This is a genomic window from Kordia sp., assembly GCF_965224175.1.
Classification (GTDB): Bacteria; Bacteroidota; Bacteroidia; order Flavobacteriales; family Flavobacteriaceae; genus Kordia.
Window position 1 is genome coordinate 122235 of record NZ_OZ245041.1, and the last position, 18134, is coordinate 140368.

An 18134-nucleotide genomic window follows, 5' to 3' on the forward strand; every position below is an offset into this window, starting at 1 on the left:
TATGAAAGTTTCAGTTTGGGATACGTATGTAAAACGTACAGATAATCGTGTGATGCACTTTGATATTTTAGTGCCAAGCGATGTAACGGAAGAAGATAAGATATTTTCTTACGGAAATGATTATTTAGCATCTAAAGCAATTAAAGAAGCTAGATTAACTACGAAAGAATGTAAATTTTGTCATATCGCAAAAGCTTCAGACGAAGTAATAACCGCGATTGAGGAAAAGGGTTATTTTATTATTGAAATGGAAAATTGTAATTAATTTAATTAGGATTACTAACTTTGCCTGTCGAAAATTAACTTCGGCAGGCTTTTTATGGAGAATCAAAATACATTCAATCCAAAAGTATCACAAGACGTTTCCAATAAGATTGTTATTGGACTTGAGCGTATTTCGGAAGTTTTTAAATTATTACTTTGGAAAAAGGCAAAGCATATTGGCTTGAGTCCTATTCAAATACAAATGGTAACTTTTGTAGCTTTTCATGCCTCAGAACTTTGCAATGTAAGTCATCTTGCGAAAGAGTTTAACGTAACAAAACCTACGATCAGTGATGCAATAAAGGTATTGGAGAAGAAAGGCATGATTTTCAAAGACTATTCACCAATCGACCAACGTAGCTATACAATTCAACTCACAGAAAACGGAAAAGAAATTGTAGCTGAAACCAGCGATTTTACGTCTCCTTTAAAAGCACAGATAGATTCGCTAGACGCTACTGAGTTAGATAGTTTTTTTAACACGTTAAGCTCGTTAATTTATAAACTCAACCAAAGTGAAGTATTAACGGTTCAACGTACGTGTTATGCTTGTAAATTTTACCAGAAAACAAATGATACAAGCTACTGCAATTTGCTACAAGCAATATTGAAGAATAAGGATATTCGATTGGATTGTCCAGAATTTGTAGCGAAATAATACATTTTCCGTTTTTGAAGTATTGAGTGAAAAGTATTTCGTTCACTACGCTAAAATAGATAGGAAGAAAGTAAAAATAGTACAGCAAAGGAAAACATCTTAACATCAAAATATGGTAAAAACTCTAACAGAACTGTTGGAGTTTTTTTTAATGACCTATTATTGTAACAAAAAGAATCTAAGCTACACTAATGGCATGATGATTAAAGCTTTATTTTATCAAATTAAGTACGCGATTTCTAATTTATTTTTAAATCGAAAAAAAGCAACGAACGGAAGATTGAAAGCCTCTTTTGGAACGGTAAAAGATGATGCATTCAATTTTACTATGATAGAAACCTATTTTCGTCACAAAGATCATTCAGGCGTTTACCAAACATTATCAGATAAAACTTGTAATGACCTAGATTTTGACGAAATGTTTATGTTTTTAGATCGAACGCATTCAAAAATCGGTCAGCAATATCTATACAATCATTTACGGACTATTGAATCTGATGAAAAACAAACCCAGTTAGATGAAGAGATTATTGCTGAATTGTCTAAAAATGAAGCTTTACGCATTTCGATTCAGAAAAAGTTAGAAAAGTTAAACCATAAAGACGCTTTTTATATACGTACGCTTTTTCAGGAAAAACACATACATCCGCCAAAATGGTTTTTTGTGGTAAAAATACTTTCGTTTTTAAGTTTACTTTCTTTAGTACTTTCGTTCTTTGAACCTATTTTCTTTGGAGTGCTTGTCGGAATTTTTTGTGTAAATCTTCTCATTCATTACTGGAATAAAAAGAACTTAGTACAATATGTGAATTCGGTTCCGCAACTTTTGCGCTTAAATGCAGTTGCAGCAAACTTATTTACAAATACTTCATTAAAAAAGTTGCATCCTAATTTGGCAAAATCCATTCAATTGATCAATGGAGTTAAAAGTAGAATGTCGTTTTTTCAATTAGAAGCAACTCTACAAGGTGAATTCGCCATTTTTGCTTGGTTTTTATTCGAAATTACCAAAACAGTTTTCTTATTAGAACCATTACTTTTATTTGGCGTATTGCAAAAGCTAAACACGAAAAGAACCGAAATAGAAGCAGTATTTAGTTTTGTTGGACATGTTGATATGTTGGTTTCTATAGCTTCATTACGTGCAGGTTTAGATACGTATTGCATTCCAACAATTACAAAAGACAACGAAATTCATGCAGATCAAATTCGCCATCCATTAATCTATGATTGCGTTCCTAATAATATTCAAATAGGAGAGAAGTCTTTATTATTGACAGGTTCTAATATGTCTGGGAAAACCTCTTTTATTCGCGCTATTGGTTTAAATATTATTACTGGACTGACGCTAAATACATGCTTTGCGAAATCTATGTCGTTTCCGCTACTGCGGATATTTTCTGCGATACGAATTAGTGATGATTTAATGAATGATAAAAGTTACTACTTTGAAGAAGTGACAACGATCAAAGAAATGATTGCTCAAAGTAAAAAAAATACAATGAATCTTTTCTTGCTAGATGAATTATTCAAAGGAACAAACACTGTAGAACGAATTTCGGCTGGTAAAGCAGTATTATCGGCTTTAGCTAAAAATCATAACAAAGTATTGGTGTCTACACACGATATAGAATTGACAGATATGCTAGAGGAAACCTATGATTTGTACCATTTTAGCGAAATTGTAGCAGAAAATACCGTTGCTTTTGATTATAAATTAAAAGAAGGAAAACTAAAAAATAGAAACGCGATTCGAATTTTAGAAATCAATCAATATCCAAAAGAAATCATTGACGAAGCAATGCAAATTTCCAAAAAACTTGATGATTCTTATTTAGGGACAATTCTTTAAATTTGTTGTTCAATCTTGTATTCATAAAATTTTATCATGTCTGAAGAAATCATCATCATTCACAACTTTTCAGCACTCAAAGAAAAGATGGAAACGCTCAATTTTTATGCAGAATGGACTGTGTATTGTGAGTTTGGACCAGAATGGATTGGAAGTTATCGTAAAATGAAATTTTTACTGGGCGAATATGAAATCGGAGCATCTCCGTTTTTTAATGAATTAAAAGAAAAATTTACAACAGCCTTAAAAATTCCTGAGACAAGCAAAGATTTAGTCATCACTGGTGATGCAGATATTCTTCTTAAACAAAACCAACTTATTGCTGATTATAGTTGGTATGCTGCAGTTCCGTATGATGAACCTGAAGCTGCAGATAATGATGAAATCGTCTTTTATCCTTAAACAAAAAAAGACCAACGCAATTGTTGATCTTTTCAATGTAAATAATGATTTTTTACAGATTAGGAACAATTACATGTCCACCAACCCAACATTTCAATATAATTTTTTCTCCACCTTTAAAACCTTTGTTAAAAATAGCTTCTTTATTAGGTGCTAAAGACATATATCTTTTAATCCATTTATTGGCTTCTGCCTTCACACTCGGATCAACTTTCGCAGCTTTTCTAGCCATTTCTGCGGCTTTCCAATAAATTGCTTTTTTCGTAAACTCGTCATTTCCACAAGCATTTGCACTAGATTCGTATAATTTAGCAAGATTTAAATAAGTTCTTCCAGTGTTTGGAGCAATTTTTGAAGCTTTTACATAATAAGAATGTGCTTTTGATTTATTGCCTAATTTTTCTGCGTCTTTTCCTAGTTTATTAAGGAATTTTCCTTTTTTGTTAATGTCAGTTTCCAAAGCGATGTATTGATTTAAATATGTATTTGCTTTTTCTGTATTTCCTTTTCGTGAGTGAATTTTATACAAATACAATTTTGAGTTCGCGCTTGGTTCAACGGCGTCAATAGTCTCAACCATTTCTATAAAAAGTGCATCATCGTCACATTTCTTTGCATCTAATTGCCCAGCAGCTTTTCGAAGCCAATCTATATTTTTGGCGTTTTCTTGAAACTTTTTTCGAAACATCGGAATCAAAGTTTCGCAAGTAGCTTCCTTCTCAATAAAAACGTTCATGTTGTTTGTAAGCTTATCAATTGCATCGCTGTTCTTGGGTTTTTGTGTTTTTTCAAAAGCTAATTTGTCTTTTATTACCTTGTACTTTTCGATGAGGTTTTCCAGAGAAATTCCATTTGTTTTAGATTGATACATTTTATAATACAATTCAAAATAGAAGTACAGATTTAAAGGATTTGTAAAATGCTTTTTATCTGAATTGAAAGCATCATCAAACCATTGATATTGTTCTGAGATTGTGCCGATTTTATACTTTATCATTAAGGCTCCAATCTTTGGTAAGTACTTTCCTTTTTTTGTTTTGTCGGGAAAGTATTGCAATCGATCTTTATACAGTTGAATTAGTGCTAAGGCAGCTTGTTTTTTGTCTGTAGCTTGTTTTAGTTCATGCACGAGTACTTTTTCTCCACGTGCATAAATCACGTAATTTAGTGTAGCGCAGTTTTTTCGTAAAAATTTTAATTGTGATGAGGCTTCTGCAAATCGTTTTGTTTTTACATTTTCAGCAAACAGCGAAAGTGTTTCATTGCAGTTGTTTTGTGCGTTTAGTGTGCAACTAAGAATCACACAAAAAGTGGTAATGAGTTTTGTGATCATTGTTTTCATTATGTCAATTTTAATCGGTTTATGTATAGATGAGCACAAAATGTATACCGAAAAAAACTAGAGAAGCTTTTGAAGGTAGATGGTTTTAATATGTAAAAGCAATATTTGTAAAATACACTCAATAAACATAAGTAAGTTATAGTTTTTAGAAGCAAAAAATCCCAACAGTTATTGTTGGGATTTTACTTTTGTATTTTTTGAATTGTATTTTATTGCTTTATGATTTTTTTAGTTGTTTTTATTTTTCCATCAAAAATCAGTTCAACAAAATAGATTCCTGAATCGCCATCAATATTAATAGAAATATCATTCTGATATGTGTGCGTTTCATCTGAAATAATCTGTCCTAGTAGATTGTGTACCTTTATCTGACAAGAAGAAAAATTTTGATCTGCCTTTAAGGTTATTTTACCAGAAGTAGGATTCGGGTACAATGCTACTGATGTACGATCATATTCGTCAACAGATAAACTGTTGTTGTATATTACGGCACAAGTATCATTATAATAGTTGAGTCTACCATCGTTTTCTGAGCTAGAGTTGGTCGTTCCAATATTGGTACATGCATAATATTCATTACTGTTATTGGCAAAGAATCCATAGAAAGCTCTATTATAAGGATTTTGAGGATCTTCAAAAACAGTTACTTTGTATAAAATTCCATCCAAAGAGTAGGAGTTTACAAAAATATTATTTTTATCTAATGGAACAGTGATATTGTCATCATTTAAAGACTTAAATTCGATATTTTGTGGTGTTTCAATATTTGGATTTACAGTACCAAGTATTTTGATTTCATTGTTGTTGAGATCAAGTTCGTATCCTTTCGTAAATGAATTCAAAGAACCATCTAGTTGATCAGCACCTACTAACCATTCGCAATAGCCATTGGCGTTAATCTTTTTAATAAAATATGTTGTAGCTGCTTGAGAGGTGTATAATGATCCGTCAGCGTTTTCCGCAGTATGTACGTGTTGCGTACTAGGTCCGTAGTTATTGCTTCCTGTAAGATATGTATTTCCATTTTCGTCGGTTTCAGAATCATTTGCTGTTATATTTCTATAATCTCCAGCATTGGTTGTATAGCTTCTTGTGGTCCATTGTAATGCTCCATCAGCATCGAACTTTAAAAGATGTGTATATTGACTTCCGCCAGGATTGTATTGATGGAAATCTAAATAAGTATAATCTGTGGATCCTGTATGGTATATATACATATGATTTTTATACCTTCCTTGTACGTAATAATTGTTATTTTGATCAATTCCAATTTCTCTAACTTGTGCAGATGTGCCAAAAGTTCCGGAAGTAGAGAAAATTTCGTTATCCCATAAAATAGTTCCGTCTGGAGTCGCTTTAATGATAGCATTGCAATATCTGTAACCACTATCAGGAAATATTATAGTACCAACCTCATCAACTTCAACACCATTCAAACGAACCCTATGTTGATAATCATTATATATATCATAAGTTCCATATATAATCAAATTATTATCATTATCAATTTTTAAACCAGTAGCATTAAAAGTTCTAATACTCATATACCAAATTAGTTTTCCTCTTGCATCTAGTTTTATAATGCTACCGCCACTATTTAAAAATATCTCTTGACCAGAATTGTCATAAAATGTACAGCTTTCATCGTTTAAGGTTACATAAATATTTCCGTTTAAATCTTCTACAGATGTCATTGCTAATGAACGATCTGATGATATTGTAGCTTCAGTACGTACCCACCATTTTAACGTGCCTTTGAAGTCGTGTTTGGTTAAATAAGCACCAGTTTCTATTATATTTTTTCCAACTCCATGATTGGAACCAAAACTGTTGTTTCGGTAATATCCACCAGTTAAATACCCATCTGAAACCTTTGTAATATGAGAAATATCAGGAGTATAACCACCATTCCAAGCAGGACTATCGCTTACATTTAGATATGACCAACATTGTTGATCGTCTGAAGGTTCATCATATATATTAGGACTATCTGTAGTAAAATCATCAACACATAAGTTAGCTGATGTGGCTGTTAAACTTACGTCATGAATTCCACTAGTGTTGAAAGAGTTGATTGGATTTGGATCTGTACTTGTTTGTGTATTTGCATTTGTGAACGACCAATTAAAAGTATCTGCTTCTATAGTATTCTCATAAAAATTAACATCTTCATTCGTTGTAGCGTTGATTAAATCGACATGAAAATCAGCTTTAGTTTGCTCTACGATGATATCAAATGTATTTGTGAAACTTCTAGTACAAGAAGGAGCATATACATTTGAAGATTCTAGATAGAACGTTCCTGTTTCGTTAATTAACTCAGAATTGAAGACTAAAGTACCTCCATTACCAACATCACTGGTTCCATAGCTAGCATTAGTTCCAACTTTTTTTAGCGTATATTTAACATCGGGTTCTGTATTATTAATAGTTATTTCTAAGGATTCTTCTTTACACAAAATTGTATCTAAAATAGAAAAAGGCTTGTCTACTAAAGGCGGATTTACAATATGAACATTTTTTACATCTTCCGTAATGAGACCGTCATTATTAAGAACTAATTTAACTTCGTAAATGCCAGCTGTATCAAAATTATAATTAATATCATCACAATTTGTACTTACAAGTGTATTGTTAATATACCAACTACAAGAATCAGAAGTACCAAATACGGCATCAATATTTGATGAACCAGCAGAAAGGCAATCTCCATCAAATAAAATTCTAACATATGGTTTGGTTGCGTCATTTGGAGCATCATTTTTTAGAATAACACCGTTTGTACCGCATGCATACATAGTAACTTCATTACTCGCATTCCATAAGGAATTAATATTATGATTTAACGAACTAGGTTGCCATTCTAAAAGAGTTTCATTTTGATTGGATTTAAAAATACCATGATCTGTTCCAATAAAGTGATAACCAGATCTGGTATATATAGTATTTCCATTTAACGGACCATAATCATATTCAGATATGATAATTTTAGTTCCATAATTAAATCTAATGTAGTTTTCGTTTACAGAATATGTAAAAGAGTTGCTCTTATATGCAATATCTTTATGAGTTTCATTAGGCGTAGGAACTGATGTATATGTATGACCAGCTGTTGTCATGAAGAAATACTCGTTGATACTTCCTAGTCGGGCTCTATATCCACTATAATTAAAACTAATCGAAGTTAAATCGTTAGTAATCTGAGTATTTAAAATTGTATTATTAGTAATGTCATTACTAAAATATACAACTAAACCAGCGTTTCCAACTGCATAAAAACGGCTAAAATTTCTACAATAATCAATATCTACTAAATCACTATTATTTATGTCTAAAGAAGTAATATTATAATCTAACGTAGGAAAATTAATTTCCATGATGATAGCTTTGTTTGTCACAGTATTTTGTCCAACGGCATATATAGAGAAATTAGCATTTGTATTATTAGGCTTTGCATAACAAGCTTTAAATACAGTATTATTGTATAATGTTGAATTTGCAGAATTGTCAGTAATTTCAAATCGTTGCCAACTAGCATTTCCATCACCACCAGTTAATGTGTAATAAAGTCCGTTATGACCTGAAACCATTCCAGTATCTCCAAAAAAGACAACATCTGTGAGTGTATCGTTTATTCCAGAATTAAGATTTTGCCATTGTCCAATTGCTAATTGAGCACAGAATAGACAAAGAATAAAAATAATTTTTCGCATAAAAAGTTAACTTGTGATAAGATTTAATAGTCGTTCAAAAATAGAGAACGATATTGATTAATTAAAACTTTAGGATTGATAGTTTATAAAAAATACAATAATTGTAAATCGGTATTAATGCTTTTAAACATTAATAAAGGAAATTTACTTAATTATACTATTTGAATAGTTATACTTTTTAAAAATTAAAAGATTTACTTAAGGAGATAAATATATTAGTTTTTTGTAGGATTCTTTATTGAATTTTTCCAAACAAAATTATACGAGAATGCTAACTTGAAAGAATAAGTTTGAAGAAAGAAAAAGCGAACCGAAGTTCGCTGTACATAATTTTAATGATACTGACAATGTTTAGCACACCAGCTAAGGCAACAATTGCCTCCGCCGAGAATGGTTTGCTGTTCTTCTTTATTCAATGTTTGTACTCCTTGTAAATTAGAAAGCTTATCTAACATAAATTTAAGGTTTTGGTTAGATAGAAAATTATAAAAACAAAATATGAACTGTGTACGGTTATACCGTAATTAACATTTAAACAGTGATTTAGCTGTCTAATAGTCTCATTAAAAAACAAAAGTGATCGAAATTTCGATCACTTTTTTAATAAAATTAAAAGTAACATCTGTAGCAAATAGATGCTTCACATGTTACATCATTATTAGATTCACCAGCTAAAGTACAATCTCTGTGTCTAGAATACCAACATTCACCACCTAAGGCTCTAGAACGTTTTATTCCACCTGCAACTATTGATATGGCTGATTCTGTGCTTAAATTGGCAACATTTATTTTCTTAATGCCAAGTTTCTTAATGTTTTTTTTCATAATAAATGGTTTTAAAAATTAAATATGAAAACAAGTAACAATAAAAAGTAGCGGTAAAAAAAGAAAGTAAATGACGCTTTATAAAGTATCAGTAATAAATTATAACTTTTAGAAATAAAAAAAAGCGAACCGAAGTTCGCTATAAGAATTACCAGCATTGATTCCAATTTGGACCCGATTGTTGACACTGCCAATTTCTTGTCGGGCAGGCATCTGTTGGACAACCTCCTTTAACGGCTTTGACATGTAAATTTGAAACAGATTTTTTGTTTAATTTAAGTGAAGTTAGATTTCTTTTTTTCATGGTATAAAATTTTGATTAAACAATGCTTAAAATGTACAAAATCAAAATGATACCCATTTACGGGAACACCGTAATTCATATTAATATTGTTTTCTAAAACATTGATGATAGAACAAAAATGCTAATAGAAGAAGACAAAAAATAACGAAGAAAAAGACGTTAGTTTATGATATATCCAATACACATTAGGATATCAAAATTCCAAAACCACCAAAATTTACACACATGTTACGCAAACTAGTATTGAAAACATTAAAAAAACTTTAGATGATTTTGACTTTGAGTAAGAAAACAGTAGTTTTAAAAATAACTAAATTCTTAAAATAAACATTGGTTTGGTTATGGTAGAAATAACAGGAATACCTGTGATGTTAACGTTGTACCACATTTAATAAAAACAGAAACTTGAGCGAAATATTAAATTTTATAACTGACTTTATTAGGATTGACATTTTTGTTGGTTTCGGATTTTACTCAATCATTTATTTCCTTATAAAAACCTTTCTAAAGGACAAAAAAAATATATCAGAATTGGACAAAAGTGCAGTTCAATTAATTATTTATTTAGGTTTTGTTTGGCTTCTATTGTGGATTATCGGAATTTTTATTTTCTACTATGGATTGGAAAATGAAACCGAAAAAGCTGAATACTATGAACGATTAACAGGAAAATATGCTTATGCAATATGGATTCAACCAATATTTTGGTTTTTGCTGACTCAAGCATACCGAATAAAATTCATAAAAAAATATCTAATTAATAGAATTATAATAAGTTTACTATTTGTTGTTACGTTTGAACGATTTGTGATTCTAATTACGACAATTCATAGAGATTATTTACCCAGTAGTTGGACTTTAAATAATGAATACGGAATTGATACAGGTTTTATAATTACAGGGTTACTAGGGAAAATTATAGTTGTTTTGACTATTTTCTGCCTGTATCACTTCGGAATTAAAAAAATAAAAACGTTGTATAATAACAGCTATAAGTAATTGTTTGTTTTCAGTTTGGTGTATACTTCTAAATTAAGTACTAAGCCATGTAATCACTCATAGTCGTGACTGTTGGCTATAATTAAAACAAAATGAATACAATAGATAATATTAATAAAAAAGAATATAAAGAAGTCGTAGAAATTTGGGAGGCTTCAGTTCGCGCGACACACGATTTTTTAAAAGAGGAAGATATCGAATATTTTAAACCACTAATTTTAAATACTTATTTAGATGCGGTTGAACTAAAATGTATTAGGAATAATGACAGAAACATAGTTGGTTTTCTTGGAGTGGCTGATCAAAATCTGGAAATGTTATTTATTCATCCTGATTTTAGAGGAAAAGGAATAGGGAAAATGCTTTTGGAGTATTCAATTCAAAAGTTGAACGTGATAAAAGTTGACGTGAATGAGCAAAATGAACAAGCTGTCGGATTTTACAAACATTTCGGGTTTGAAGTTATTAAGCGTTCTGAATTAGATTCTTCTGGAAAGCCTTATCCAATTTTACATATGAAACTAAAAAATGACTAAAATCAAGAATGTAGAAGCATAATTACGAGCATTCGACTAGGTCTGAATCTACTCGGAATTTGAAAGCCAGTTCTAAACCAAAAAATAATACATATTAACTCGTAACCACCTATATAATACGAGATTATTAGTCACAAGGAAAAGAAACAATGCGAATAGTTTTAACAATATTGATTGCAATACACGGAGTTATCCATTTATTCGGTTTTCTGAAAGCATTTAGTATATTCGAATTCAACGCAATTTCACATCCGATCAATAAGGCATTCGGAATAATATGGTTGTTTACTTTTCTTTTTTTCACAATTACCTCAGTTCTATTAATTATTCAATCTAATTATTGGTGGATTATTGGAATTATTGCAATAATTCTTTCCCAGTTTTTAATCATAAACTATTGGAGTGATGCAAAATTGGGTACTGCAGTGAATGTAATTATTCTATTAGCGACAATTATTGGATATTCAAACTTCAATTTTAAAGAGAAAATCAAAAGAGAAAGAATAGAACAATTTGAAAATTCGCAAATCAAAAACGAAAATATTGTTACCCCAAAAAGCTTACTTGACTTACCGTTAATTATTCAAAAATGGTTAACTAATAGCGGAACTATTGGTAAAAAAGTAATTTCTAACGTATATATAACTCAAGAGTTACAACTCAAATTAAAACCAGAACAAACAACTTGGAAGAATGGTTCTGCTGAGCAATTTTTTACTATGCAACCACCTGCGTTCATTTGGAATATTAATACTAAAATGAACTCAATATTAAGTGTTTCTGGTAGAGATAAATTTAAAGATGGCAAAGGTGAGATGATAATTAAACTCCTGTCACTTATTCCTGTTGCAAAAGCAAAGGATAACGAAAAAGTAAATCAAGCAACGTTACAACGATATTTGGCGGAAATCGTATGGTTTCCTTCGGCTTCATTGAGTCAATACTTAAAATGGGAGAATATAGACGATTATTCTGCCAGAGCAACAATGGAATATAATGGAGCAAAAGGTTCTGGTGAGTTTCATTTTGATACAGAAGGGAATTTTGAAAAATTCGTATCAATGCGTTATAAAGATTCAGACGATACTGAGCCTACTAAATGGACTGTAAAAGCAACCAAAAGTGAAGAAAGAAATGGAATAAAAATACCTGTTGAATGTGAAGCAAGTTGGGAATTGGAGAATGGTACATGGATCTGGTTAAAATTGAAAATTACGGATATTCAATACGACATAAAAAAAATGTCAGATGGCTGACAATGTAAATGAAAAATAGACAAAGCAGCACTAAAAGCAAGACTTTTGACTCAAATCTAAAATTTTAAGATTAGTAATTACATAACAATCAAAAAATAAGTTTCCTGACAAGAAAAAAATAATTAACGTTCAAACAATAGTTAATTATGAACAAGAAAGCAGAAGATAACTTTCCTAAAAATGACAAAATTTTCCATTTTAGGAAAATTTTGTCCAATTTGTACCCCCAAGGTTTCTAAAATCGAACTTTTTGGTCGAGGATTTGAAGAAAATTAGTCTGTTTGTAAAAGAGCATGCTGCATTATTAATCGCTTCCTAAAACATTGATAATGCAACAAGACCACAACAAAACAACTACGGTTTTTAATGGTAGTAGTTTCATCATCATTAAAGATCAAATTCCTAAGAAAACATTACGTCCTTATATACTAAGTGAAGATCGTTTACAAATGTTAAAGAGATATCGAAGCTATGTAAATAATTATAATGATTTAGTAAAGCAGCGTAATAAAGAAGTTTTAGCTTACAACAAAAGAGTTATACAGTTTGTTGCAACAAATAAACTAGAGCAACAAGCTGTTGTTGCTAAGTCTAACTTTGATAATAGGAGCAAAAATAATTTTAAAACCAAATGGTATTCAACCGAAGACTACAACAAACTTGTTGAAACTCAAAATGGAAATATGTTATTACTTTCTAAACGAAAGTATCAAAAGATTGGAGCCATGCATGAACGCACTTTTGAGGTCATTCTATGGCAATACGGAAATCAATTAACTGATTTACGCAATCATTTAAGGACTTTAGAAACAACTCTAGGTGTTTGCTTCCCAAAAGTTAAAACAACATCGACAAGTATTGCTAATTTAACCAATGATGGACAGCCTAGAATATTGTATACAGCGCGTACTGTTCAAAATCATATATATCGATTACGTGATTCAGGAATCATAACGGATTATAGTTTTCATGGAACTAAAAAACCTGTTAATTTCTTTATCAATCCATCTATTTTTCAAATGCATGATAAATTGTTAATCTCAAATGATAATCAATCAGTTACAAATTTTATAACGAAAAAATTTCGGGATAAAAGTGAAGATACAAGAACATTTACTAAAGAAATAATAAAGAAAGTAGGGAATGTTGATAACCATTCCCATAATTCGGAAGTAAATTCTTTTGCCGATGGCAAAAACAAGAACACTTACAAGATCACCAAAAAGGATGAACCCTTAAAAACTTCCAATCAGAACGTAGGCAAACTAGGCGGCGGCGAAAATTTCCCAAAAAATAAACTATCAGAGTATTTAAGAGGTCAAATACAGTATAGAAGTGTATTACTGCAATCACTAACAGGACATCATTACGACAACTATAGCTTTTCAGCTTCTAATATGAATAGACGATTAGAAACTGAAGCAATCAATGGAGCAATGTCAAGAGAAGAATTTAGAGAGTTACTATTACAACTATTTTTGAAAATGGCTGCTCCTATCTGGAAAGATATGAATGTGTATTACGGAAGTTGGCACAATGCCTATATTCAAATTGATGATGAATACTTACGGAATCCAAATGGAAGTATTCCAAGAAAGGAAACTTTGTTATACATGTTTGGCTTTTTAACCTATAGAATTAGTCGTGCAAAACGTTTCTTCAAAAGTAAAGAAGTGTATCGTATTCATTATCCATGTATTTATTTTGACATGACACGAAAACAAGCAAATGAAGGTGGGTTTGCTTATACGCTCCAATGGCTCAAGCAAAATCAAAAGTACAAAGATATGCGTGCAACAAGAAAGCAACAAAACGCAACAAAAGCTAGCAACAGAAGAAAACAGAAAACCAACGAAGAAAAGGTGCGTGATAAAATCAAATTATACATAAAAGGAGAAATCACATTACCACAAGTGTTTAGTTATATTGAAACTAATAAAGGTATTCCGAATTATTTTGTATCAGAAGTGCCTAGATTTATTGAGATAGAGACTAATAAAGAATTTGATTTTTATAGGTAACAACAAAAGGCTTTTTAAAGTTGATACTGATGCTCTACTATTTATAATATAGTTGTTGTAGTTGTGAAAAGTATTGTTATTGTTGTTTCCTAATAGAATTTAATTACGATAAATATAAATAAAATACAATTCCTTACGGAAAACCACATTTGTTTAAGGTAATCTTTATCTTATATTTATGTAAAATTTAGATTAAATGTTCAAAATGAATTTTACTAACAAAATATCAAAGTACTAAATGGGTGTTTCAGATTTATTGTCACTTATTGGTATTTTCTTAGCAATAATTGCCTTTCTCGACAGTAGTGAGAGAAAATTTATTCTCAATAAGTTCTCTACTCTTGACTTTTTTTTCATACTCTTATACTTCATTATTGTAAATTATCTGATATTTTATGATTGGTGGTCTAAAAACCTAGACTTCTTAAACTATTTTGAATTTATAAATTTCCCTAGTGCAAGCACATGGGCATATTTTATCTCAATTATCTTGATTGTATGGTTTCTATATAAAATATTGTATGCTTCATTTCCTAAGAAGAATAAAGACAAAGTACTTCAGTTTTATAATTATCTTCTAGCTAAAAAAGAATATCATAACTTATTTAATTATTTAGAGAAGTATGATTTCAAAAAATTAACGAATAAAAAAAGTGACTCTTTCCAAGTTATCTTATTGGAGGAAGTAATTGGAAACAAGTTATTCTTAAAAGAAACGGCTTCTTATAATTTTGAGTTTGTAATTGAATTATTACATACTAACAATAATTCGATTCTATGTGATAATTTTATTTATTCACAACTTAGCAATCAACACAGTTATATATTAACCAATATAGATGTCCCAAATTCAACATTTTTTAAGTTGTTAATCCAAAAAGATCATGTGTTTAAAAATTCAATTAATTATAATTTAAGACATGAAATATCTGATCTAATTATCCTCAACAAATATGTTTTAAAGATTTATCTATTTATTTCTCAGGAAAAAGCAATTAATAATTTAGAATCTTTAAATGACATTTTCTTGAAAATTATTGAAAATAATGACATACTATATTTGAATCAATATTTTAATAATTTCTTTGATATTATTGTTTTTACAAACAATAATATAGACTCTTTTGAAATCCTTTTTGATTCAATCATAAATCAATTAAATCATAGTCTAAAATCTTTTGATAAAGATAAGTTACAAACCGCATTTGAAATTATTTTTAATAATAGTTTACAGTACTACGAAGAATCAAGATTGAAGGCTAAAATAATAAAGTCTTTAACTATTAAAATAGAACCCGAAAGTTTCAATGAATTTCGAAAATTATTTTACGAATGTTGGCGCAAATCAAACAAGGAAAACGAAGACTATCATAAAGCTATTATAAAGCTATTATCAAATTACTAAAAATATGAAAAGAAAATTAGATTTTTACAAGCATTTATTAGAAGACTATAATACAAGTAGTTCTGAATTTAGGTATTTTTCTGACAAATCTATGAATAGCTTTTCAGAAGAGGGAACAATTAGCTATGATTACTTTGTAGAAATTGACAAGAGAAGAGATGAGAATAATATTCATATTTTTTTTAATAAAGGAACTAATTCAATTACTACAGCTAATTACCTTTTTAAGCATCATCGTAGAATATTTAAAACTAGGGTTTTCATTTATTTATCAAGGAATAAATCGAATAGTCCAAATCTTATTGATAGAATAGAAGAAATTATAACACCTACACATATTGATTTCGTTGAGGATATTTTAAAAGAAATTAGTGAGAAAAAGACAGGAATTAATTTTTCTAAAATTACATACGATACTCCAAAGGTTTTTATAAATACGACCATATCTGAAAAGGATTTGAAAACTAATGAGAATGTATATAGAATAGCAGATCAAAATTTCATTAGTTCTTGGTATAAAAAAGATAATAGCCCAGTATTAGTTTTAATAGGTAAAGCTGGTATTGGTAAAACAACGATTGCACAATATTTCTCTAACACTATAACAAGTGTAAATGAAAACACTAAAAATATACTAATCAATTCGGTTGAAGTTAAAAGAAGATTGATTGATGATTATAAAGACAACTCTAAAATTAATTTATATGATATTTATCAATCATCAATTAATAGACAAAGTTTTTTAGATGAAAAATATTTCAGATACAATTTAGATACAGGAAATATTTTTTTGATTATTGATGGTATCGATGAGCTTATTTCAAAAGTAAATAATTTTGAGATTTCAGACTTTTTAGACTCTGTGAATGAATACAATCAGCAAATAAAAAATTCTAAAATTATTATTACTTGTAGAAACGAGTTTTGGGAAACTACTGATCATAATATTCAAATATTAAATCTATTATCTTTTGATAAGAAACAAACTGAAGATTTTTTCCACTTTACATTTAATAAGGAAACTAATCAACGAAAATATGATAAAGCGCTTAACTTGGCGGTAGATTTCCATAAAAATAATGATGAAAAATCTAAAAACATTTATCATCCTTATGCATTGGATTTAATAACAAAAATAATTAGAGATGATGTTTTATTAAAGGAGGAATTAAACACTAGAATATTAAATCCCAAAAAAAATACAACGGATTATATCATAGCAAAAATGTGCTTCAGAGAAAACTATCTATTAGGGAAATCAAGAATCACAAATCTTAGTATAGATGAGCAAGTAAAGGTTTTTCAATATATATCGATTGTTAAAAATGGATTAACAAATCTTGAAGAACTTGAGGAATCAGTTTTTTTTGGTATCAATAAAAACATTAGTACATCTCAAGATTTTGAGACTAACAAACTTACAAAGTCTTTTTCATCTCATCCTTTATTGACTGAAGTTAATGGTGCTATAAAGTTTACATATGATTTTCTAGTAGATTTTTTCAAAGCTACTTATCTAGCTTTTTATTTGGATTTAGAATTGGATAAACTCATTGAACTTGAAGATGATTTTTTAAAAATCCTAGAGGATTGTTCTTTTGGTTCTCAATTAGTGATTGACATAGCAGAAAGAGTTAAATCATGGGGTGATAAAGAAATTACATATATTCAATTTTTAATAGAAAAAATAAGTGATTCAAGTTTTTCTTTAAGAAAAAAAATAAAACTCTATTCTGGAGTTTTTAATATTATTTATGCTATTAATAAGAAATTTTTAAAATATGAGAGGCTTGAGCCAAGTAAAGTTGAAAATACTAAATTATTAAAAAAAGTTTATGGAGAGTATGAGGTAAAGCATTTATGTATGTTCAATATTACGGAAAAAGTAGAGTTTGATTTTAATGGGATAAAATTATTTGAAAATTGCCACTTCTATAAATATCCATATTTTTGGGGAAATACAGAAGACAAAGGTAATAAATTCATAAACTGTAGCTTTCGCGAATTAGGAATAAAAACATTGCAGAAATCATTACAATGGGTTGTTGACATGCAGTATACAAATTTTGGATTTAATAGTCAATCAATCTTTAATCTTTCTTCTCATGTAGGTATGGATTCTGAATTTTTAGAACAGTTCAATAAATCAAAGGGTAAGGACATTTCTATAAAAGAAGAAGTAGATATTTTGACATCAAAATTTATAGATTTTTTCTGGCGTAGAAACTATCTACAGTCACAAAACTACACTTTATCAGACACTTCTTGCAAAGTTCCTTTTGTTCAGAAATTTAGAACGTTCTCCGACCTTCCTGTTACTTTAGATAAATTTATGGAACTAGTAAAAGATCTAGAATTAATAGAATTTTCAGATTTTCAAGGAATTGAAAAAATAAATATCTCAAAAAAATACCGTCCTGAAATAACTGACTATTTAGTACAAGGTTCTTTTTCAAACATATTGTATACACTAAATACAAGGTTATACGAAATGGTTAGGTAAATAACACTTGGTGAAATTTCTTATTCTAAATTGTTAAAAAAATAAGAAAAATCA

The 18134-nt window shown here is 29.5% G+C and carries 13 protein-coding genes; 10 read left to right on the forward strand and 3 right to left on the reverse strand.

The window, feature by feature from the left end:
• Position 1: 1 nt before the first annotated feature.
• From ACOQOS_RS00590 to ACOQOS_RS00605, 4 genes are all read left to right on the forward strand, one after another.
• Positions 2-265, forward strand: coding sequence for a DUF2024 family protein (locus ACOQOS_RS00590; RefSeq protein WP_420573020.1), 264 nt, complete (start codon positions 2-4; stop codon positions 263-265).
• Between the two features lie 54 nt (positions 266-319).
• Positions 320-922, forward strand: a complete 603-nt coding sequence (locus tag ACOQOS_RS00595) for a MarR family winged helix-turn-helix transcriptional regulator (protein WP_420573021.1) — start codon at positions 320-322, stop codon at positions 920-922.
• Positions 923-1118: 196 nt separating this feature from the next.
• Positions 1119-2774, forward strand: coding sequence for a MutS-related protein (locus tag ACOQOS_RS00600; protein ID WP_420573022.1), 1656 nt, complete (start codon positions 1119-1121; stop codon positions 2772-2774).
• Positions 2775-2810: 36 nt separating this feature from the next.
• On the forward strand, positions 2811-3176 hold the full coding sequence (locus ACOQOS_RS00605; RefSeq protein WP_420573023.1) for a hypothetical protein: 366 nt from the start codon (positions 2811-2813) through the stop codon (positions 3174-3176).
• A 52-nt stretch (positions 3177-3228) separates the two neighbouring features.
• Here the strand turns inward: ACOQOS_RS00605 and ACOQOS_RS00610 are convergent, their stop codons facing one another.
• The 3 genes from ACOQOS_RS00610 to ACOQOS_RS00620 form a co-directional block, all read right to left on the reverse strand.
• Positions 3229-4518 carry a tetratricopeptide repeat protein gene (locus ACOQOS_RS00610; RefSeq protein ID WP_420573024.1) on the reverse strand — a complete coding sequence of 430 codons (1290 nt, stop codon included), beginning with the start codon at positions 4516-4518 and terminating at the stop codon, positions 3229-3231.
• A gap of 209 nt (positions 4519-4727) precedes the next feature.
• Positions 4728-8231: a T9SS type A sorting domain-containing protein gene (locus ACOQOS_RS00615; RefSeq protein WP_420573025.1), complete on the reverse strand. Its 3504-nt coding sequence runs from the start codon at positions 8229-8231 to the stop codon at positions 4728-4730.
• 609 nt (positions 8232-8840) lie between these two features.
• Positions 8841-9056, reverse strand: a complete 216-nt coding sequence (locus ACOQOS_RS00620; protein ID WP_420573026.1) for a hypothetical protein — start codon at positions 9054-9056, stop codon at positions 8841-8843.
• 835 nt (positions 9057-9891) lie between these two features.
• On the opposite strand from ACOQOS_RS00620, the gene ACOQOS_RS00625 reads away from it, so the two are divergent.
• The 6 genes from ACOQOS_RS00625 (at position 9892) to ACOQOS_RS00650 (ending at position 18080) form a co-directional block, all read left to right on the forward strand.
• A complete protein-coding gene (locus ACOQOS_RS00625) occupies positions 9892-10359 on the forward strand; it encodes a hypothetical protein (RefSeq protein ID WP_420573027.1) in 468 nt (155 codons plus the stop codon).
• Between the two features lie 92 nt (positions 10360-10451).
• Positions 10452-10895: an acetyltransferase gene (locus tag ACOQOS_RS00630; RefSeq protein WP_420573028.1), complete on the forward strand. Its 444-nt coding sequence runs from the start codon at positions 10452-10454 to the stop codon at positions 10893-10895.
• A gap of 149 nt (positions 10896-11044) precedes the next feature.
• Positions 11045-12151 carry a DUF6920 family protein gene (locus tag ACOQOS_RS00635; RefSeq protein WP_420573029.1) on the forward strand — a complete coding sequence of 369 codons (1107 nt, stop codon included), beginning with the start codon at positions 11045-11047 and terminating at the stop codon, positions 12149-12151.
• 329 nt (positions 12152-12480) lie between these two features.
• Positions 12481-14172: a hypothetical protein gene (locus ACOQOS_RS00640; RefSeq protein ID WP_420573030.1), complete on the forward strand. Its 1692-nt coding sequence runs from the start codon at positions 12481-12483 to the stop codon at positions 14170-14172.
• 238 nt (positions 14173-14410) lie between these two features.
• Positions 14411-15577, forward strand: coding sequence for a hypothetical protein (locus ACOQOS_RS00645; protein WP_420573031.1), 1167 nt, complete (start codon positions 14411-14413; stop codon positions 15575-15577).
• A gap of 4 nt (positions 15578-15581) precedes the next feature.
• Positions 15582-18080 (forward strand): NACHT domain-containing protein, encoded by a 2499-nt coding sequence (locus ACOQOS_RS00650; protein WP_420573032.1) that lies wholly within the window; start codon positions 15582-15584, stop codon positions 18078-18080.
• Positions 18081-18134: the final 54 nt, after the last annotated feature.

Bases quoted from the DNA above. Each gene is read 5' to 3' on its own strand.
- ACOQOS_RS00645 (WP_420573031.1), top strand. From the start codon at position 14,411: ATGGGTGTTTCAGATTTATTGTCACTTATTGGTATTTTCTTAGCAATA.
- ACOQOS_RS00610 (WP_420573024.1), bottom strand. From the start codon at position 4,518: ATGAAAACAATGATCACAAAACTCATTACCACTTTTTGTGTGATTCTT.
- ACOQOS_RS00595 (WP_420573021.1), top strand. From the start codon at position 320: ATGGAGAATCAAAATACATTCAATCCAAAAGTATCACAAGACGTTTCC.
- ACOQOS_RS00615 (WP_420573025.1), bottom strand. From the start codon at position 8,231: ATGCGAAAAATTATTTTTATTCTTTGTCTATTCTGTGCTCAATTAGCA.
- ACOQOS_RS00620 (WP_420573026.1), bottom strand. From the start codon at position 9,056: ATGAAAAAAAACATTAAGAAACTTGGCATTAAGAAAATAAATGTTGCC.
- ACOQOS_RS00590 (WP_420573020.1), top strand. From the start codon at position 2: ATGAAAGTTTCAGTTTGGGATACGTATGTAAAACGTACAGATAATCGT.
- ACOQOS_RS00600 (WP_420573022.1), top strand. From the start codon at position 1,119: ATGATGATTAAAGCTTTATTTTATCAAATTAAGTACGCGATTTCTAAT.
- ACOQOS_RS00650 (WP_420573032.1), top strand. From the start codon at position 15,582: ATGAAAAGAAAATTAGATTTTTACAAGCATTTATTAGAAGACTATAAT.
- ACOQOS_RS00635 (WP_420573029.1), top strand. From the start codon at position 11,045: ATGCGAATAGTTTTAACAATATTGATTGCAATACACGGAGTTATCCAT.
- ACOQOS_RS00640 (WP_420573030.1), top strand. From the start codon at position 12,481: ATGCAACAAGACCACAACAAAACAACTACGGTTTTTAATGGTAGTAGT.
- ACOQOS_RS00605 (WP_420573023.1), top strand. From the start codon at position 2,811: ATGTCTGAAGAAATCATCATCATTCACAACTTTTCAGCACTCAAAGAA.
- ACOQOS_RS00630 (WP_420573028.1), top strand. From the start codon at position 10,452: ATGAATACAATAGATAATATTAATAAAAAAGAATATAAAGAAGTCGTA.